This window comes from Mesobacillus sp. ABV4_180, assembly GCF_056158485.1.
The window spans coordinates 3,071,153-3,087,148 of record NZ_JBSWTJ010000001.1; the positions used below are offsets into that span (position 1 = coordinate 3,071,153).

General features: G+C 44.3%; 16 protein-coding genes. 1 reads left to right on the forward strand and 15 read right to left on the reverse strand.

All coding sequences use genetic code 11. The annotated features are described in order from the left end of the window. Window positions 1-30: 30 nt before the first annotated feature. The 3 genes from ACXAEA_RS15775 to ACXAEA_RS15785 all read right to left on the reverse strand — a co-directional run bounded on the left by ACXAEA_RS15775 (window position 31) and on the right by ACXAEA_RS15785 (window position 2,327). Complete coding sequence (locus tag ACXAEA_RS15775) at window positions 31-165, reverse strand: hypothetical protein (RefSeq protein WP_475096829.1); 135 nt, start codon at window positions 163-165, stop codon at window positions 31-33. Window positions 166-278: 113 nt separating this feature from the next. Continuing rightward, window positions 279-1,949 carry a DAK2 domain-containing protein gene (locus ACXAEA_RS15780; protein WP_475096830.1) on the reverse strand — a complete coding sequence of 557 codons (1,671 nt, stop codon included), beginning with the start codon at window positions 1,947-1,949 and terminating at the stop codon, window positions 279-281. 15 nt (window positions 1,950-1,964) lie between these two features. Further along, entirely contained in the window at window positions 1,965-2,327 is a 363-nt protein-coding gene (locus ACXAEA_RS15785; RefSeq protein WP_041965977.1) for an Asp23/Gls24 family envelope stress response protein, read from the reverse strand. Between the two features lie 295 nt (window positions 2,328-2,622). Between ACXAEA_RS15785 and rpmB the strand changes: the two genes are divergently transcribed. Next, entirely contained in the window at window positions 2,623-2,811 is a 189-nt protein-coding gene (gene rpmB, locus ACXAEA_RS15790; protein ID WP_213366849.1) for a 50S ribosomal protein L28, read from the forward strand. Window positions 2,812-3,021: 210 nt separating this feature from the next. Here rpmB and spoVM read toward each other — a convergent pair whose 3' ends face one another. From spoVM to coaBC, 12 genes are all read right to left on the reverse strand, one after another. Continuing rightward, window positions 3,022-3,102 carry a stage V sporulation protein SpoVM gene (gene spoVM, locus ACXAEA_RS15795; RefSeq protein ID WP_023614935.1) on the reverse strand — a complete coding sequence of 27 codons (81 nt, stop codon included), beginning with the start codon at window positions 3,100-3,102 and terminating at the stop codon, window positions 3,022-3,024. A gap of 151 nt (window positions 3,103-3,253) precedes the next feature. Then, entirely contained in the window at window positions 3,254-3,901 is a 648-nt protein-coding gene (locus tag ACXAEA_RS15800; RefSeq protein WP_475096831.1) for a thiamine diphosphokinase, read from the reverse strand. 88 nt (window positions 3,902-3,989) lie between these two features. Next, window positions 3,990-4,634, reverse strand: a complete 645-nt coding sequence (rpe, locus tag ACXAEA_RS15805) for a ribulose-phosphate 3-epimerase (protein WP_475096832.1) — start codon at window positions 4,632-4,634, stop codon at window positions 3,990-3,992. Window positions 4,635-4,636: 2 nt separating this feature from the next. Continuing rightward, window positions 4,637-5,518, reverse strand: coding sequence for a ribosome small subunit-dependent GTPase A (rsgA, locus tag ACXAEA_RS15810; RefSeq protein WP_475096833.1), 882 nt, complete (start codon window positions 5,516-5,518; stop codon window positions 4,637-4,639). Window positions 5,519-5,536: 18 nt separating this feature from the next. Next, a complete protein-coding gene (gene pknB, locus ACXAEA_RS15815) occupies window positions 5,537-7,492 on the reverse strand; it encodes a Stk1 family PASTA domain-containing Ser/Thr kinase (protein WP_475096834.1) in 1,956 nt (651 codons plus the stop codon). Window positions 7,493-7,497: 5 nt separating this feature from the next. Then, window positions 7,498-8,250, reverse strand: coding sequence for a Stp1/IreP family PP2C-type Ser/Thr phosphatase (locus ACXAEA_RS15820; protein ID WP_475098144.1), 753 nt, complete (start codon window positions 8,248-8,250; stop codon window positions 7,498-7,500). Between the two features lie 4 nt (window positions 8,251-8,254). Next, window positions 8,255-9,346, reverse strand: a complete 1,092-nt coding sequence (gene rlmN / locus ACXAEA_RS15825; protein ID WP_475096835.1) for a dual-specificity RNA methyltransferase RlmN — start codon at window positions 9,344-9,346, stop codon at window positions 8,255-8,257. A 1-nt stretch (window position 9,347) separates the two neighbouring features. Next, window positions 9,348-10,697, reverse strand: a complete 1,350-nt coding sequence (gene rsmB, locus ACXAEA_RS15830) for a 16S rRNA (cytosine(967)-C(5))-methyltransferase RsmB (RefSeq protein WP_475096836.1) — start codon at window positions 10,695-10,697, stop codon at window positions 9,348-9,350. After that, window positions 10,690-11,643: a methionyl-tRNA formyltransferase gene (gene fmt, locus ACXAEA_RS15835; RefSeq protein WP_475096837.1), complete on the reverse strand. Its 954-nt coding sequence runs from the start codon at window positions 11,641-11,643 to the stop codon at window positions 10,690-10,692. The genes rsmB and fmt overlap by 8 nt, the downstream gene beginning before the upstream one ends. After that, window positions 11,640-12,125, reverse strand: coding sequence for a peptide deformylase (gene def, locus ACXAEA_RS15840; RefSeq protein ID WP_475096838.1), 486 nt, complete (start codon window positions 12,123-12,125; stop codon window positions 11,640-11,642). The genes fmt and def overlap by 4 nt, the downstream gene beginning before the upstream one ends. A 107-nt stretch (window positions 12,126-12,232) precedes the next feature. Then, window positions 12,233-14,647 carry a primosomal protein N' gene (priA, locus tag ACXAEA_RS15845; protein WP_475096839.1) on the reverse strand — a complete coding sequence of 805 codons (2,415 nt, stop codon included), beginning with the start codon at window positions 14,645-14,647 and terminating at the stop codon, window positions 12,233-12,235. Continuing rightward, window positions 14,644-15,855: a bifunctional phosphopantothenoylcysteine decarboxylase/phosphopantothenate--cysteine ligase CoaBC gene (gene coaBC, locus ACXAEA_RS15850; RefSeq protein ID WP_475096840.1), complete on the reverse strand. Its 1,212-nt coding sequence runs from the start codon at window positions 15,853-15,855 to the stop codon at window positions 14,644-14,646. Before coaBC ends, priA begins: the two co-directional genes overlap by 4 nt. Between the last annotated feature and the right edge of the window lie 141 nt (window positions 15,856-15,996).

Sequence of the window (15,996 nt, forward strand, 5' to 3'; positions counted from 1 at the left end):
GTTTATCAAGCGGTATGCCGGAGATTTGGCCTATAATTCCCGTCCTGCCGGCGTTGCCGCTAACCCTCCCTGTCCTGTTTCACTAAGTGCTGATGGCATTTTCAAAATACCTTCAGCCAACTGCCTTCGTGATTGATTTGTTCCTGGGCCAGCTTGCTGGACCATTTTTCACCCTATAAACAAAACGAAATAGAAGGGTTATCCCCTTCTATTCCTTAGTATCATATAAATATTTAAATTGTCCAGCCGGAGAATCATGATCGGCTTGGAATATTTTCTTACTCGATTGCGAAGATGAAGGCGTATAATGGCTGTTCTCCATTATGGACTTCAACTTCAACATCTTTGAACTTGTTTTCAACAAACTCGACGATGGAATCGACATCTTCATCCGAAGCGTCTTCCCCTTTAAGGATTGTCAGGATTTCTGAGTCTTCGTCCAGCATTTGGCCCAATAGTTCCTTCGCTGCCTTGACTTTATCCTTGTCCTTCAGGACGATTTTTCCATCAGCAAGGCCCATGAAATCGCCTGTTGAAATTTCGAGTCCATCGATGCTTGTGTCACGGACTGCATATGTCAACTGTCCTGTCTTCACATGCTGCATCGCTTCTGTCATTGCTTCTTTGTTATCTGAAGCTTCTGCAGATGGATTGAATGAAAGCAATGCTGTCATTCCCTGAGGCACGGTCTTGGAAGGAATAACGACTACTTCTTCTTCAGCAACCTCAGCAGCCTGTTCAGCAGCCATGATGATGTTTTTATTATTAGGAAGGATAATGACCTTGCGGGCATTCACTTCCTTAATTGCCTTAACGATATCTTCCGTACTTGGATTCATCGTCTGTCCGCCCTCGATGACGGCATTTGCACCGATGCTTCTGAATAACTCAGCAATACCGGACCCCATTGAAACAGCAACAATTCCGTATTCCTGTTTTTCCTTTTTAGGAGTGTTTGCCTCAGTGCGAAGAGGCGTTGTCGGTTCTCCAACAATATTCGTGTGCTGCTGGCGCATATTCTCGATCTTCATATTGATGAGGCTGCCATATTTTTGTCCATATGTCAGAACATCTCCAGGCTGCTCTGAGTGGATATGCACTTTTACAACCTCTTCATCAGAAATGACCAATAAAGAATCTCCATATTTGCTCAAGTCCTGTCGGAAGTTCTCTTCAGAGAATGACTCTTTTCCTTCAAGCTTGACCATGAATTCGGTACAATAGCCGAATTCGATGTCCTCAGTGTTCATATGGCTTTGGACACTCTTATGGTGCTCGGCACTTACAAGCTCATTCATGTTTGGCATCGCTGCTGGAGAATCAGGAAGCTGCTCTCCCTTCAATACTGCAAGGAAGCCCTCATAGACGAATACAAGTCCCTGGCCGCCACTATCGACAACTCCGACTTCCTTTAGGACTGGAAGCAAATCAGGAGTACGGTTCAAAGATGCCTTTGCTTCTTTAAGCACCTCTTCCATTAAACCTACCAGGCTCTCATGGTTGTCGGCTACGGCAACCGCATGTCTTGCTGCATCCTTTGCCACCGTAAGAATCGTACCTTCGACTGGCTTCATTACTGCTTTATAGGCAGTTTCCACACCCGCCTGAAGTGCGGCAGCAAATTCCACAGAATTGACTGCAGGCTTATTTTCAATTGCTTTCGAAAAGCCACGGAACAATTGTGAAAGGATGACTCCAGAGTTTCCTCTTGCCCCCATCAGCAGGCCTTTTGCCAGCGCAGAACCAACCTTTCCGATATGTTCCTGCACATTGTTCTTTACTTCCTTGGCACCGGAAGTCATGGATAAATTCATATTCGTTCCCGTATCACCATCAGGAACAGGGAAGACGTTCAATGCATCGACATACTTGGCATTCGCCGCCAAATGGTTGGCACCCTGGATCACCATCTCCGCAAAACGTTTTCCATCTAGAACTTTAATAGACACAAATCTTTCCTCCTCTTACGGGTTCGTTACACGAACTCCCTGAACGTAAATATTGACCGAGTCAACAGCCAGCCCGACTGTTTTATCAAGGGTATACTTCACCTTTGATTGGACATTGTGGGCAACCTCGGAAATTTTCGTTCCATAGCTCACAATAATATACATATCGATATGTACTTCTTCATTTTCCTGGCGAACGATGACTCCGCGAGTGAAATTCTCCCTGCGCAGGATATCTGTTAATCCGTCTTTGATCTGGTTCTTTGAAGCCATGCCGACAATCCCGTAACAATCAACTGCTGCACCGCCCGCAATCGTTGCAATGACATCATTTGATATATCAATTTGTCCGTACTTCGTTTTTAGCTCAATGGACATGTCTCGTTCCCCCTTTGGAAAAATAGCTTTATGCTACAGTTATTTTACTATAAGCCAATCAAATTTTAAAGTTATTCTGCACTTCCCTATATTATTCAGCAAGATTCTCAACTATATGTCAAGGTTTTTTTCTTTATAGCTTTGTCCAGAACTATTGCAAATGGCAAATTTCTATGATAAATTATTAAAGTATGTCAGAAATAAGGTTATCCTGTTAAATTCGCTGTTCTGACGATATGCAAAATAATTGCAGCAACAAATAGTTTTAGCTTTTGTCAGTTAGGAGGGAAATCATATGCCACGTAAATGTGTAGTAACTGGTAAATCAACTCGTTCTGGTAACGCACGCTCCCACGCAATGAACGCTAACAAGCGTACATGGGGTGCTAACCTTCAAAAAGTACGTATTCTTGTAGACGGTAAGCCTAAGCGTGTTTGGGTATCTACAAGAGCTCTAAGATCAGGTAAAGTTGAACGCGTATAATTAAAAATCGCAGATGTCCTGCCTGGTCTTGCAACCGGCGGGAAGCTGCACGGCATCCTTTCAGGGTGCCTTTTTTATTTTCCAGAACTTCAATCATCCCCTACAGCTCATTCTGCCCATTCCAGTAAAAAATAATAGCACCCCGGTCTACAGGGTGCCACACAGCTTCCATCTCTGCTTTTCAGTTTTATTCATGTCACACGAAATAACCTAATCCTTTTTAAAAGCTCCTAACATCGCCCGTACGAGGCCACCCAAAAATTTAGGCAGTTTGATTGTATAGAATCTCATACCGTCCCTCCTCACCATCTCTAGCAAACCTGTCTTCTTTCTGTATCCCTATAGTATATTCCCGGGTATACAAAATTTGCTCTTTTTGAATGATTTTCACATCCGGCTGCCTTGAATCAAAGTCTCCGGAAAGAGCCTTTGCTGAAGAACTTCAATCCTTGCTCCTTACAACTAATAATATGCCTTCAGAAAATGAAAAAGTACCATGACCTCTAATAAGTTCATTACTAATACATAGTGTCGATCCCATAGGAATATGACAGTCTTTTAACGGGTATTTAAAATTTTCAAGCGTGATTCCAGAGACGGTTTGGGTTACTGGGAGGAAGGAAATATACTTAAAATCATCCAGCTCATGAACGGTGTATGTGCCTGGTGTTTTAACATATAAAATATTCTTGGTATCTATTATTTCAATATGAGCGGGTACAGTTTGCTGAAGCGGTTTGACTAGAAGCTGGATATTTGCCATCAGATGGTCAAGCCTGCCTCCTGTAGCACCAAAAATTGTGATGGATTCCGGCTGCTGTTCAATAGCCCAGTTTAAAGCCAGTTCCATATCTGTTTCGTCCTTTTCAGGTTTGAATTTTTTGAGATCGTTTACCTCTTTCTCGATAAACTCCATTTCTGATTCTGTTACAGAGTCAAAATCTCCAAATGCAGCATCTGGCTTGATCCCTGAATTCAGAAGGTAAAACACTCCACTGTCAATGCCAACCCAGGCAACCCCTTTCCTGTCGAAAGGCTGAAAGTCAGGAATCAGGTTAGACGGACCACCGGCTACTAAGTTTATTTTCATTAAGAAACTCCTTTATTTCGATCTAATAAAAACCATCTTCCAACTTAAATTGCAATAAAAGCCAGCCGTGGTGCGGCTGGCTTTTTGGTTATTGTTTTAAGCTTGCAATGGCAGCTGCACGGTCTTCTTGGTTAAATACTGCTGAGCCTGCTACAAGTACATTGGCTCCTGCTTCAACGCAAAGCTTTGCTGTTTCTTCATTCACTCCGCCATCAACTTCGATTTCCAAACCTGGATTCAAAGAATCTGCCATTCCTTTTACCTGCCTGATTTTAGGCAGGACGGATGAGATAAATTTTTGTCCTCCAAACCCAGGGTTGACGGACATGAGAAGGACCATATCTATATCTTCGATGATATGTTTAATACTTTCGACAGGGGTTGCAGGGTTTATGACTACTCCGGCTTTAACACCTGTCGATTTGATCAATTGAATCGTTCTGTGAAGATGCCTGCATGTTTCCACATGGACGGTAATGTAATCAGCCCCAGCTTTTGCAAATGCTTCGATATACTGGTCCGGATTCTCGATCATCAAGTGGACATCAAGCGGCAAATCTGTAACAGGCCGGATTGCTTCAACAATTAAAGGGCCTATAGTAATATTGGGAACGAAATGCCCATCCATTACATCCACATGAATATAGTCTGCTCCGCCTCGCTCAACGTCCTTTATTTCTTCGCCAAGGCGGGAAAAGTCTGCTGATAAGATTGAAGGTGCTATTTTAACCATTTTCAGTACCTCGGCTTTCGATCTTTTATTTCCAATAAAAAGTCTTTATAATGCGCGTATCTGTATTCGGGAAGATTTCCTTCTTCAACTGCCGCTTTGACTGCACACTTCGGCTCCGCCATATGCAGGCAGCCACGGAACTTGCAATCCTCGCTGATCTCAGCAATATCCGGAAAACATGAATTCAGCTCTTCAGCCTCAATCTCAGTGAATTCCAAAGAACTGAAGCCCGGCGTATCCGCTACGAGCCCATTATTGATCGAAATTAATTCAACATGCCTGGTCGTATGCTTTCCCCTTCCAAGGTGAGAGGAGATATCGTCCGTTTTTAGTTCAAGGTCTGGACGGATTGCATTCAGGAGAGACGATTTACCCACACCTGACTGCCCGGCAAACACAGAGATCTTTCCCTCCAGATGGGGGCTTAGCTCTTCAATTCCTGAGGATGTTTCGGAAGAAGTGAAAATGACCTCATATCCAGCTTTCCGGTAATCATCAGCAAAAGATTGAAGCTTTACCTTTTCCTCATCATTCGTCAGATCCATTTTTGTAATGCAAATGATCGGCTGAATATGATTGTATTCAACGAGGACCAGGAACCGGTCAAGCAGAGCTGTACTAAACCCTGGTTCTACAGCAGAAAAGACAAGTATTGCCTGATCTACATTCGCAATCGGAGGGCGGACAAGCTCATTCTTCCTGCCTTTTACCTCGAGAATATAGCCTTCTGTATCATTTTCGGCCTGAAATACAACCTCGTCACCAACAAGCGGCGTAACCTTGTTTTTCCTGAAAACACCGCGTCCTCGGCATTGAACGACTCGATCTTCATTCGCAACATAATAAAAACCACTGAGCGCCTTGATAATTTTGCCCTCAGGCATAGCAACACTCCCTGTCTGTTAATCAGCCGGGTAAGGAACACCATCTTCTTCAATGACGACCCCGTCCCGCACTACTTTATAATAAGCCTCTTCGCCAGGCGGTATTAGAAAACTAAGTGTCATTTTCCGATCTTCCGTCAGCAAGAATGAATCGGCAGGTACAAGTTCGTCTTGATGATTTAGATCGCTGATGAAAATCTGGACTTCCTGTGGCACACCTTCTACTTCAGGTTCGTATGGAATCGTGATTTCACGGGTTTCTGTTTTCGGGACTTCCTCCATCCCTTTGGAAATGACGACCTTGACCTTGCTTCCCTTTTTAAGTTTCGTTCCTGGTTTTGGGTCCTGTGAAACGACTAATCCTTTTTCAATGGTGTCATGGAACTCTTCAGTTATTTCAATCACCAGGCCAGTGCTCTCGGCATATAACTGGAGGCCCTTTTGATTATAATCACTGAAATCAGCGAGGGTAATAAGTTCAGGTCCCAGGCTGACTTTGAATTCGAGGATTGTTTCCTCAGGAATCACCATTTCACCATCAGGAGGATATTGCTCAAGGATCGTGCCTGGTTCACTGTCATCGTGTTCTTCGGTTTTTTCAATATCCTTGAAATTCTTGCCTTCAAGCAGCCTGAAGACATCTTCATACATTCTGCCGGTGTAATCGGACAATTCCATCTCTTCTTTGCCCGTGCTGATATATATATCGATTTCATTGCCTTCTTTAATCATCTTCCCGGCTTTCGGGTTAGTCCTGATGACATTGCCCTCTTCGATTTCCTCATCGCTGATTTCCTTCTTGTCACCAATAATAAAACCAACGGACATGAGTTCTGCCACAGCTTCTTCAACTTCCATGCCGCTTACATCAGGTACTTCCTTTTCCTCCGGTCCAAATAAATCCGGGCCCATCGTCACTGTTACAATACCTGCTGTTAATATGAGCAAAAATAAAATGGTCAGGATAATCGGCCATTTCTTTTTCTTCTTTTTTTCAGGCTTTCCATTGGCATTCTTCTCTGGAGAGACAGGCGTTTCTTTACGGATGAGTGTTTCATCAAGATTATGATAAGGCCGGTCATTTGTAATGATGGGAATGGCTTTTGTTGCTTCGTCATCCTCTGGAATAACAAACTTTCCTTCATTCAATCGCTTATCATCCAATGCAGTCCGGAGGTCATCCTCCATTTCATCCACTGTATCATAGCGGTGGAATGGATCCTTTGCTGTCGCTTTGAGCACAACATTTTCCACGCTTTGAGGAATTTGCGGATTCCATCTTTTTAGTGAAGGAGTTTCTGACTGCAAATGCTTTAGAGCGATGGATACCGCTGATTCACCCGAGAAAGGCAGCCTGCCTGTCAGCAATTCAAACATTACAATCCCAATCGAATAAATATCCGATTTCTTGTTCGCCATTCCACCTCTTGCCTGTTCAGGTGACAGATAATGAACAGAACCAAGTACGGAATTTGTTTGCGTGATGCTCGTAGCGCTTAAAGCCATGGCAATGCCAAAATCCGTTATCTTCACAGTACCATCACTGTCGATCAGTATATTATGCGGCTTTATGTCACGGTGGACAATATGGTTATGATGGGCATGTGATATTGCAGAAGTCAGCTGTTTCATGATATCCAGCGCTTCTTCGACCGGGACAGGGGCATGCTGCTGTATGTATTGTTTCAGTGTCTGGCCGTTCACATATTCCATTACAATATAATATAGTCCGTCCTCTTCACCAACATCATAGATGCTGACGATGTTTGGATGTGCCAGGCTGGTTGCGGATTGCGCTTCCCTGTGGAACCTGCGGATGAATTCATCATCATTCGCAAAATCAAGACGAAGCATCTTGACGGCAACATCTCTGTCAAGGATCATATCATGAGCAAGATAGACATTGGCCATGCCTCCGCCGCCAATCATATCCATTATCTTATAGCGTCCGCTGATTCTTTTTCCGATAATCATTTTCTTCACCTGCCCTCGTTGAATTCCTGATATTCGACGATTGCAAGAGTTATATTATCTTCGCCGCCATATTGGTTGGCCCTTTTGATAAATTCTGAACCTTTATCTTCTAAGGACATTTCTTCACTTGTAATGATCCTTTCCATTTCATCCAGGCTTACCTTATTGGATAGCCCGTCTGAACATAGCAGCAATGCGTCGCCTTCTTCAAAGATGATTGTTTTCAAGTCCATCTCCACTGATTCTTCCGTCCCAAGTGCTCTCAAAAGTACATTCTTCCGTGGATGGTGCTCTGCATCCTCTCTCGAGATTTGTCCCGACCGCACAAGTTCATTTACAAGCGAATGGTCCTCCGTCAACTGCTTGAACCCTGACTCGTTCAATAGATAGCAGCGGCTGTCGCCAATGTTGACGATAGTGGCAAATAGGTCAGTGCAAACAGCTGCAACGATCGTTGTGCCCATTCCCTCACACTCCGTGTTGTCCAAAGAATGCTGGAATAGTTCTTTATTCACCTGTAATACGGCTTGTTCAAGCCATTTTTCTGCTTCTTCTGCTGTATTGACCTTTGATGAACTTTCCCAGAGGCCCTTCAGGTGTCTAATCGTCATATCACTGGCAACATCTCCTGCACGGTGACCGCCCATGCCATCCGCTACGATGGCAAGGCGCTGCCCGTCAGGATTTATAAAGATGCCGCCATTGTCTTCATTATGCAGGCGAACTTTTCCCCTGTCTGTCATGAAAACAGCCTTCATCTTTTCACCTCGTCTCTTCTTTTCTTTCTTTTGCCCGAAGTTGTCCGCAAGCTGCTTCAATGTCATGCCCTTGTTCTCTTCTGATTGTAACATTCACGCCTTTGTCACGAAGCGTGCGTTCAAATTTGAAGATCTGGCTCTTTGGTGTCCTTACGTAATCACGTTCAGGTACATAGTTGACTGGAATAAGGTTAATATGGCATTTCAGGCCCTTTACAAGCTTCGCAAGCTCCTCTGCATGCTCAACCTGGTCATTGACGCCGCCGAACAAGCCATATTCAAAACTGATTCTTCGTCCTGTTTTATTCACATAATAGCGAACTGCATCCATTAGATCAGGAAGCTTATATGCACGGTTAATCGGCATCAGCCTGCTTCGAAGTTCAGAGTTCGGCGCGTGCAGGGAAATCGCAAAGTTGATTTGCATATTTTCATCGGCAAATTGATAAATCTTCGGGATGATCCCGCTTGTGGAGACGGTAATATGGCGAGCACCAATATTCAAGCCTTTTTCATGGTTGACGATTTTCAGGAATGAAAGCATATGGTCATAATTATCAAACGGTTCGCCGATTCCCATGATAACGATCGAACTTACTCTTTCGTCAGTCTCATCAAGTGCCTGTTGTACTTTTACGACCTGAGCAACGATTTCTCCTGCTTCCAGGTTTCTTTTTAAACCGCCAAGTGTCGAAGCACAGAACGTACAGCCAATTCTGCAGCCCACCTGTGTCGTTACACAGACTGAATTTCCATATTCATGCCTCATAAGCACTGTTTCAATCGACATACCGTCATGCATTTCAAATAAAAACTTGATTGTTCCGTCTGATGATGTCTGCTGAATAATTGTTTTCAGAGTTGTCAATACGAAATGCTCGTCTAGCTTGTCCCTTAAAGACTTTGAAAGATTGGACATGTCCTCAAAGGAGGCTGCTCTTTTCTTATAAAGCCAGTCAAAGATTTGTTCTGCCCTAAATGGTTTTTCCCCTTGTTCCTTCAGCCAGTCCTTCAATTCTTCTAGCTGAAGTGAATAAATGGACTTTTTCGAAGTTTCCTCTGTTGCTGATGTTCCTGTTGTTTTTCCCTGTTCCATGTTATTCCACCTTCTTTCTTAAACAAGCAATATAAAACCCATCTGAGCCAAAATCCTGAGGGAGAATCTGGAGATCGAAACCAACAATCAATGGTTTGATTGCCTCAGGCATTCTTTCTGGAAACCCTGGATCTCCTTCGAATTCAGCATGCTCCAGTAAAAATTTCCCAATTACATCCTGATTTTCTTCACGGTCAACCGTACATGTGCTATAAACAAGTGTTCCGCCAGCCTTCAAAAGCGGAGCAACCGATTCAAGCAGACTCAACTGGATTGACTGCAGCTGTGATAAATCCTGTTCTTTCTTAGTATACTTCATATCGGGTTTTCGTCTCATTACTCCAAGACCTGAGCATGGTGCATCAAGCAAAATACGGTCTACAGAATCATTTTCAAAATGCTCTGCTGCCTGGCGGCTGTCCATTTTTTCGGCTTTGATATTTTCTAGGCCCAGACGCTCAGCATTTTGGGCTATGAGTTTGACTTTATGCTCATGGAGGTCGAGAGAGATGACCTTCCCGCTATTGCCGAGTTTTTCCGCGATATGCGTAGATTTCCCTCCCGGCGCTGCACATGCATCAAGAATTACCTCTTCTTCCTTTATGCCCAGTGCATGGGCGACTAACATCGAGCTCTCATCCTGAATTGTCAACAGCCCATATTTAAAAGCTTTGGAGGATGCCAGATTGCCCTTGAAGCATTTGATTGCTTCAGGTAAAATCGCGCTTGGCTCAACATCAAAGCCTTCCTCCTCCAGCAAACCAAGACATTCTTCACGGGAAATCCTCGTCAGATTTACCCTTGCTGTCTGCAATGGCGCGGTTAAGTTGACTTCACACATTTCGCGCGTCTTTTCCACGCCGAATTGGTTCACCCATCTTTTCACAAGCCACAACGGATGGCTGGTCTCAACGGATATTCTTTCAGCTGGATCAGCAATTGTATCAAGGGACGGCAGTTCATTTCTCTGAATGTTCCTGAGGACGCCATTCACAAGACTGGCAATTCCTTTATGCCCTCTTTTTTTTGCGATTTCCACTGCTTCAAATATAGCCGCTCTTTCTGGGATTTTATCTAAATAGACCATCTGGTAAACCGTCATGCGAAGAAGATTGATGACCCAGCTCTGCAGCTTTTTATTTTTTTCAATAAATGGCTTAAGGTAAAAATCGAGGGTCATTTTTCTCTGAAGCGTGCCATATACCAGCTCTGTCAGCAATCCTGTGTCAATCGGACTGATTTCATTTTTTTCAATCGCACTGTTCAAGAGCAGATTGCTGTATGCCTGATTCTTCTCGATTGTTTCCAGGAGCTGCACTGCTGTGTTCCTGACATTTTGCTTTTTACTCATTGCTGTCTCCTAACTTAACACCTGGCTCAATATTCGCTCCTGCACCAAGCAAAAACTGTCTTGCATCCATCCTTTTCTTGCCGGCTGGCTGAAGCTCGGTGATTTTGATGGCTGTATGGTCTCCGGCAGCGACGATCAGGCCGTCATCTTCAATATTCACAATCGTTCCTGGTTCATCATTGCCTGAAAGGGCGGTTTTCACTGCACTCCAAACCTTCATCACTGATCCATCCAATGTCGTATACGCTACTGGCCACGGATTCATGCCGCGGATATGGTTATAAATCTCAACTCCAGGCCTGGTCCAATCGATTTTCTCCTGTTCGCGTTTAATGTTCCAGGCAAATGTAGCTTCTTCATCGTTTTGGGGAACAGGCGTGATTTCTCCTTTTAACAGCTTTGGAATTGTCTCTGATAAAAGGTCAGCTCCTGCCGGGCTCATCTTATCATGCAAAGTGCCAACCGTATCCTGTTCAGTAATCGGTACTTCTACCTGAGTAAGGATGTCCCCTGCATCCAGTTTCTCAACCATATACATAATGGTAATTCCCGTTTTCTCCTTGCCCTGGATAATCGAATAATGAATTGGCGCACCACCGCGAAGCTCGGGTAAAAGCGAGGCATGTACATTAATACATCCATACTTAGGTGCTTCGAGCAGCTGCTTAGGCAATATTTGCCCGAAGGCTGCCGTCACGATTAAATCAGGTTCTAACGCAAGAATTTTATCCAACTCCTCTTGCTGGCGGATTTTTTCCGGCTGATACACTGGAATGCCATGCTTCACCGCTTCTGCTTTTACCGGGGGCGGTGTCAGTACACGTTTCCTGCCAACTGGTCGGTCGGGCTGGGTAACAACTGCGATGACATTGTAACCATCTTCGATCAATCTTCTCAAAACCGGAACGGAAAAGTCCGGAGTTCCCATAAATACAATTCTTGTCATTCCTGGATCAACTCCTCTAACTCAGCTTCTTCCAAATATCTTGACACTTTGGCTGTGAATAAAACGCCATGCAAATGGTCAATTTCATGCAGGATCGCTCTCGCTAAAAACTCCTCAGCTTCAAGTTCATAGCTTTTCCCTTTTCGGTTATGCGCCTTGACCTTTACATAATTAGGCCTCGTGACCTCACCGTATAATCCAGGAAAGCTTAGACAGCCTTCAGGTCCGGTCTGCTCACCGCGAGTTTCGAGAATTACAGGGTTAATCAATTCGATTGTTCCATGCTCATCATCGATATCGACAATGGCAATCTGCTTATTTATGTCAATTTGAGGAGCGGCAAGGCCTACACCATCAAATTCAATCATTGTATCATACATGTCATCCAGCAGCTTGGCGAGTTTTTTATCGAAAACGGTGACCGTTTCGCATTCAATCTCTAAAATATCTGCCGGGTAGGTTACTATTTTTCTTACTGCCAAAATAAATCCTCCAATAAATCCATTTAAAATATTTATTTAGTATTAGCTTGTTCAATCAGCTTTTACCATAAACTTTCCTGAAATCATTAATTGTTAAAATATCTGGCCTACATAAGGATATAAGGGTTCAAATCGACGGAAATCTGCAGTCCCCCGCTTCCCGTCTCCTGCTGGTAATGATCCAGTATTGTTTTAAGCGCATTACTCAGTTCTGGTTCCTTTTTGTATTTTATCAGACATTGATAGCGATATCTATCGTTGATGCGGGGGATCGGCGACGCCACCGGTCCCAGCACGACTGCTTCACGCGACAGCCTCGAAGAAATGAATTTTGCTATTTTTTCAGTTACCGATACAGCTTTCATCAATTCCTCATGACTGACCGTTACCAGTGATAGATAATAGAATGGTGGGTATTGATGCACCTTCCGCACCATCATCTCCTGCTGGTAAAACCGGTCGTAATCCTGTGTTCCAGCTAGCTCTACACTGTAGTGTTCAGGTGTATATGTCTGGATGACTACCTCCCCGGGAAGCTGATGTCTTCCTGCCCGCCCGCTTACCTGTGTCAGCAGCTGGAACGTTTTTTCGGACGAACGGAAATCGGGCAAATGCAGCATGGTATCTGCTGATAGGACACCTACAAGTGTAATATTGGGGAAATCCAGCCCCTTTGCGATCATCTGTGTTCCGAGCAGGATATCCGCCTGTCCCTCCTGGAAAGCAGTAAGCAGCTTTTCATGAGAGCCTTTCCTTCCGGTTGTGTCTACGTCCATCCTGATGACTCGCGCTTCAGGGAGCAGCTTAAGCAGCTCCTCCTCTACCTTCTGGGTACCGGTCCCAAAATAGCGGATATGTTCGCTGCTGCACTCCGGACAGCTCGTTGGCACCCGGTCTTCATAGCCGCAATAATGGCATTTCATCTGCTCATTATATCGATGGTAAGTCAGCGTGATATCGCAGTGCGGACAGTTCATTACGTAACCGCAATCCCTGCACATGACAAATGAAGAATGGCCGCGCTTATTTAAAAACAGGACGGTCTGTTCTTTTTTCTCAAGCCGATCCTTTATTTTTTCAAAAAGCTTTACGGAAAACATTGAGCGGTTCCCAGTCCGCAATTCCTCACGCATATCGACAATATCAACAGCTGGAAGGGACTGATTGTTCATCCGCTTAGGCAGCGACAGCAATGTATATCGGCCTTTTTGGGCGCGTGCGAAAGATTCAAGCGATGGTGTAGCGCTGCCGAGAACGACCGGACATTGATAAGTCTTTGCCCGCTGGATCGCAACATCCCTGGCATGGTACCTTGGGTTCTCTTCCTGTTTATAGCTCGTTTCATGTTCCTCATCAATAATGATGATCCCAATATTTTCAAAGGGAGCAAAGATTGCTGACCTGGCTCCTACGACTACCTTTACTTCCTTGCGCTGGATTTTCCGCCACTCATCATATTTCTCTCCTGCAGACAGGCCGCTGTGCATGACAGCAACCAGGTCGCCAAATCGTTCCTTGAAGCGGGTGACCATCTGCGGTGTCAGCGATATTTCCGGAACAAGCACAATCGCTTCCTTTCCATCTTTCAACACTTCCTGAATGGATTGCAGATAAATCTCTGTCTTGCCGCTCCCAGTCACACCGTATAAAAGAAAGACTTCATGTGATTTTTTTTCAATTGATGCAAGGATTGTGCTAATTGCTTTTTCTTGCTCATCTGTCAGTGCTAGAGCTTTTTTTCTCTTAAATTCCCTCTCGGCGTATGGATCTCTGTATACCTCTAATTCTTCTGCTTTCAGGATTCCTTTTTTCACGAGTGAATTAATCGAAGCCTGGGAAATCCCAAGAGTTGCAAGAATCGATCTTTGCTCTACCGGGTCCGGGTGCTCCAGGAAAAAATCAATGATGGCCAGCTGTCCTGATGCCTGAGCTGTAATTTTTTGTCTTACTTCTTTAAGCTCATCAGGATTCAAAGCTGGATATACATGCTTAAGCAGCTTTTTTCGCACTCGATCTTTGACTTGATAAATGACATCAACCCGTCCGGCTGAGGCTTCCTTTTGAAGCTGCTGAACAAGTCCATGAGAAACAGCATCTTCCCATTTAAGCTCCTTGCTCTCATCGAAAAATCCCTTAAGGGCATCAGGCAGTTCATTTATGTCCGCTTCCTTTGCGAGCACGATTTTCTTTTCATATTTCGCTTTCAAGGCAGCTGGCAGCATAGCCTGGTATGAGGATATTTTATAACTTAAAGTGTGTTCGGTGAGCCATTCGCCAAGTTGAAGGAGTTCCGAATTCAATACCGGTGTTAAGTCAAGCGGCTCGATGATTGCCCTTAGATTTGAAAAGCTTGACTTGTCTTTAAGGCCTGTCACAAAACCCTGGATTTTACGCGGACCAAAAGGGACGATGACCCTCGTCCCTGGCTTGATGACATCTTTATATTTTTCCGGTATTTTATAGTCAAAAGTTTTGTCTGTCTGCTTTGCAGGCACATCGACAATAACGCTTGCTATATTCATTCGCTCTCATCCTCTTTGATTTGCTGGACGACCTCCAGGAGAATATGTTTGGCAACATCCGTTTTTGACATTAATGGCAACTGAATGTTCGTTCCGTCCTTTTTATAGATGGTTACAATGTTCGTATCAGTGCCAAAGCCTGCTCCTTCTTGCTTAACATCATTTGCGACAATCATATCAGCGTTTTTCCTTGCCAGCTTTCCTTTTGCATGTTCTTCAACATCATTTGTTTCTGCAGCAAATCCAACGATGACCTGCGTATTCTTCCTTTGGCCCAGCTCAAAAAGAATGTCTTTCGTTCGTTCTAATTCTAAAGATTCGTCACCAGCTTGTTTCTTCATTTTCACATCATATACATATTTCGGGCGGTAATCCGCAACCGCAGCTGTCCCGACCACTACATCTGCCTGTTCGAAATGTTCCATGGCAGCCTCATACATCTCTTCGGCACTTTCAACTGAAACAAGCTGTGCCCCTCTCGGCGGGTCAAGCTGGACGGGGCCTGAAACAAGGATGACTCTTGCTCCCATTTTCACAGCCTCACCTGCAATGGCATATCCCATCTTTCCTGTTGAAAGATTGGTCAGGTAACGGACTGGGTCGATTTTTTCACGGGTCGGACCTGCAGTAATCAATACTGTCTTGCCCGATAGACCCCCGACACTATTATTAAAATACTGTCCTGCCAGTTCAACGATTGTTTCCGGCTCCTCAAGACGGCCTTTTCCAGTATAGCCACAGGCCAGATAACCTTCACCCGGTTCTATGAAGTCATAGCCATAGCTCCTTAATGTTTCCATGTTCTTCTTAACAGCAGGATGATTGTACATATGGACATTCATCGCCGGTGCAACCCAAACGGGCGCTGTAGCTGCCAGCAAAGTAGTGGAAATCATATTGTCGGCGATTCCATTCGCTAGCTTGCCAATTATATTAGCAGTCGCTGGAGCGATCATGATCAGGTCGGCCCAATCTGCAAGATGGATATGCGCGATGTTTTCAGGATTTTTTTCATCGAATGTATCTGTATAAACTTCACTCCGGGACAATGCCTGGAAAGTAAGCGGTGTAACGAATTTGGCCGCCGATTCACTCAAGATCACCTTCACTTCGGCACCAGCCTGTGTCAGTTTGCTTGTCAGCGCTGCAGCTTTGTATACAGCAATGCCTCCAGTTACGCATAAAAGTATTTTTTTCCCGTTCAGCATGTCAGCGAACCCCCAGTGTAGACAAACTATCATTATGATTGAACTATAACATTTTTTCAGAGATTAAGCATGAAATAGGCAAGATAATGGCAAACCAGACTTAAAATCTTAAACAAAAAAATAACAACCCAATAAATAGGT

Excerpts from the sequence above, each read along its gene's own strand:
- ACXAEA_RS15775 (WP_475096829.1), bottom strand. The coding sequence starts at position 165 with ATGGTCCAGCAAGCTGGCCCAGGAACAAATCAATCACGAAGGCAGTTG.
- ACXAEA_RS15785 (WP_041965977.1), bottom strand. The coding sequence starts at position 2,327 with ATGTCCATTGAGCTAAAAACGAAGTACGGACAAATTGATATATCAAAT.
- rpmB (WP_213366849.1), top strand. The coding sequence starts at position 2,623 with ATGCCACGTAAATGTGTAGTAACTGGTAAATCAACTCGTTCTGGTAAC.
- spoVM (WP_023614935.1), bottom strand. The coding sequence starts at position 3,102 with ATGAGATTCTATACAATCAAACTGCCTAAATTTTTGGGTGGCCTCGTA.
- ACXAEA_RS15800 (WP_475096831.1), bottom strand. The coding sequence starts at position 3,901 with ATGAAAATAAACTTAGTAGCCGGTGGTCCGTCTAACCTGATTCCTGAC.
- rpe (WP_475096832.1), bottom strand. The coding sequence starts at position 4,634 with ATGGTTAAAATAGCACCTTCAATCTTATCAGCAGACTTTTCCCGCCTT.
- rsgA (WP_475096833.1), bottom strand. The coding sequence starts at position 5,518 with ATGCCTGAGGGCAAAATTATCAAGGCGCTCAGTGGTTTTTATTATGTT.
- pknB (WP_475096834.1), bottom strand. The coding sequence starts at position 7,492 with ATGATTATCGGAAAAAGAATCAGCGGACGCTATAAGATAATGGATATG.
- ACXAEA_RS15820 (WP_475098144.1), bottom strand. The coding sequence starts at position 8,250 with ATGAAGGCTGTTTTCATGACAGACAGGGGAAAAGTTCGCCTGCATAAT.
- rlmN (WP_475096835.1), bottom strand. The coding sequence starts at position 9,346 with ATGGAACAGGGAAAAACAACAGGAACATCAGCAACAGAGGAAACTTCG.
- rsmB (WP_475096836.1), bottom strand. The coding sequence starts at position 10,697 with ATGAGTAAAAAGCAAAATGTCAGGAACACAGCAGTGCAGCTCCTGGAA.
- fmt (WP_475096837.1), bottom strand. The coding sequence starts at position 11,643 with ATGACAAGAATTGTATTTATGGGAACTCCGGACTTTTCCGTTCCGGTT.
- priA (WP_475096839.1), bottom strand. The coding sequence starts at position 14,647 with ATGAATATAGCAAGCGTTATTGTCGATGTGCCTGCAAAGCAGACAGAC.
- coaBC (WP_475096840.1), bottom strand. The coding sequence starts at position 15,855 with ATGCTGAACGGGAAAAAAATACTTTTATGCGTAACTGGAGGCATTGCT.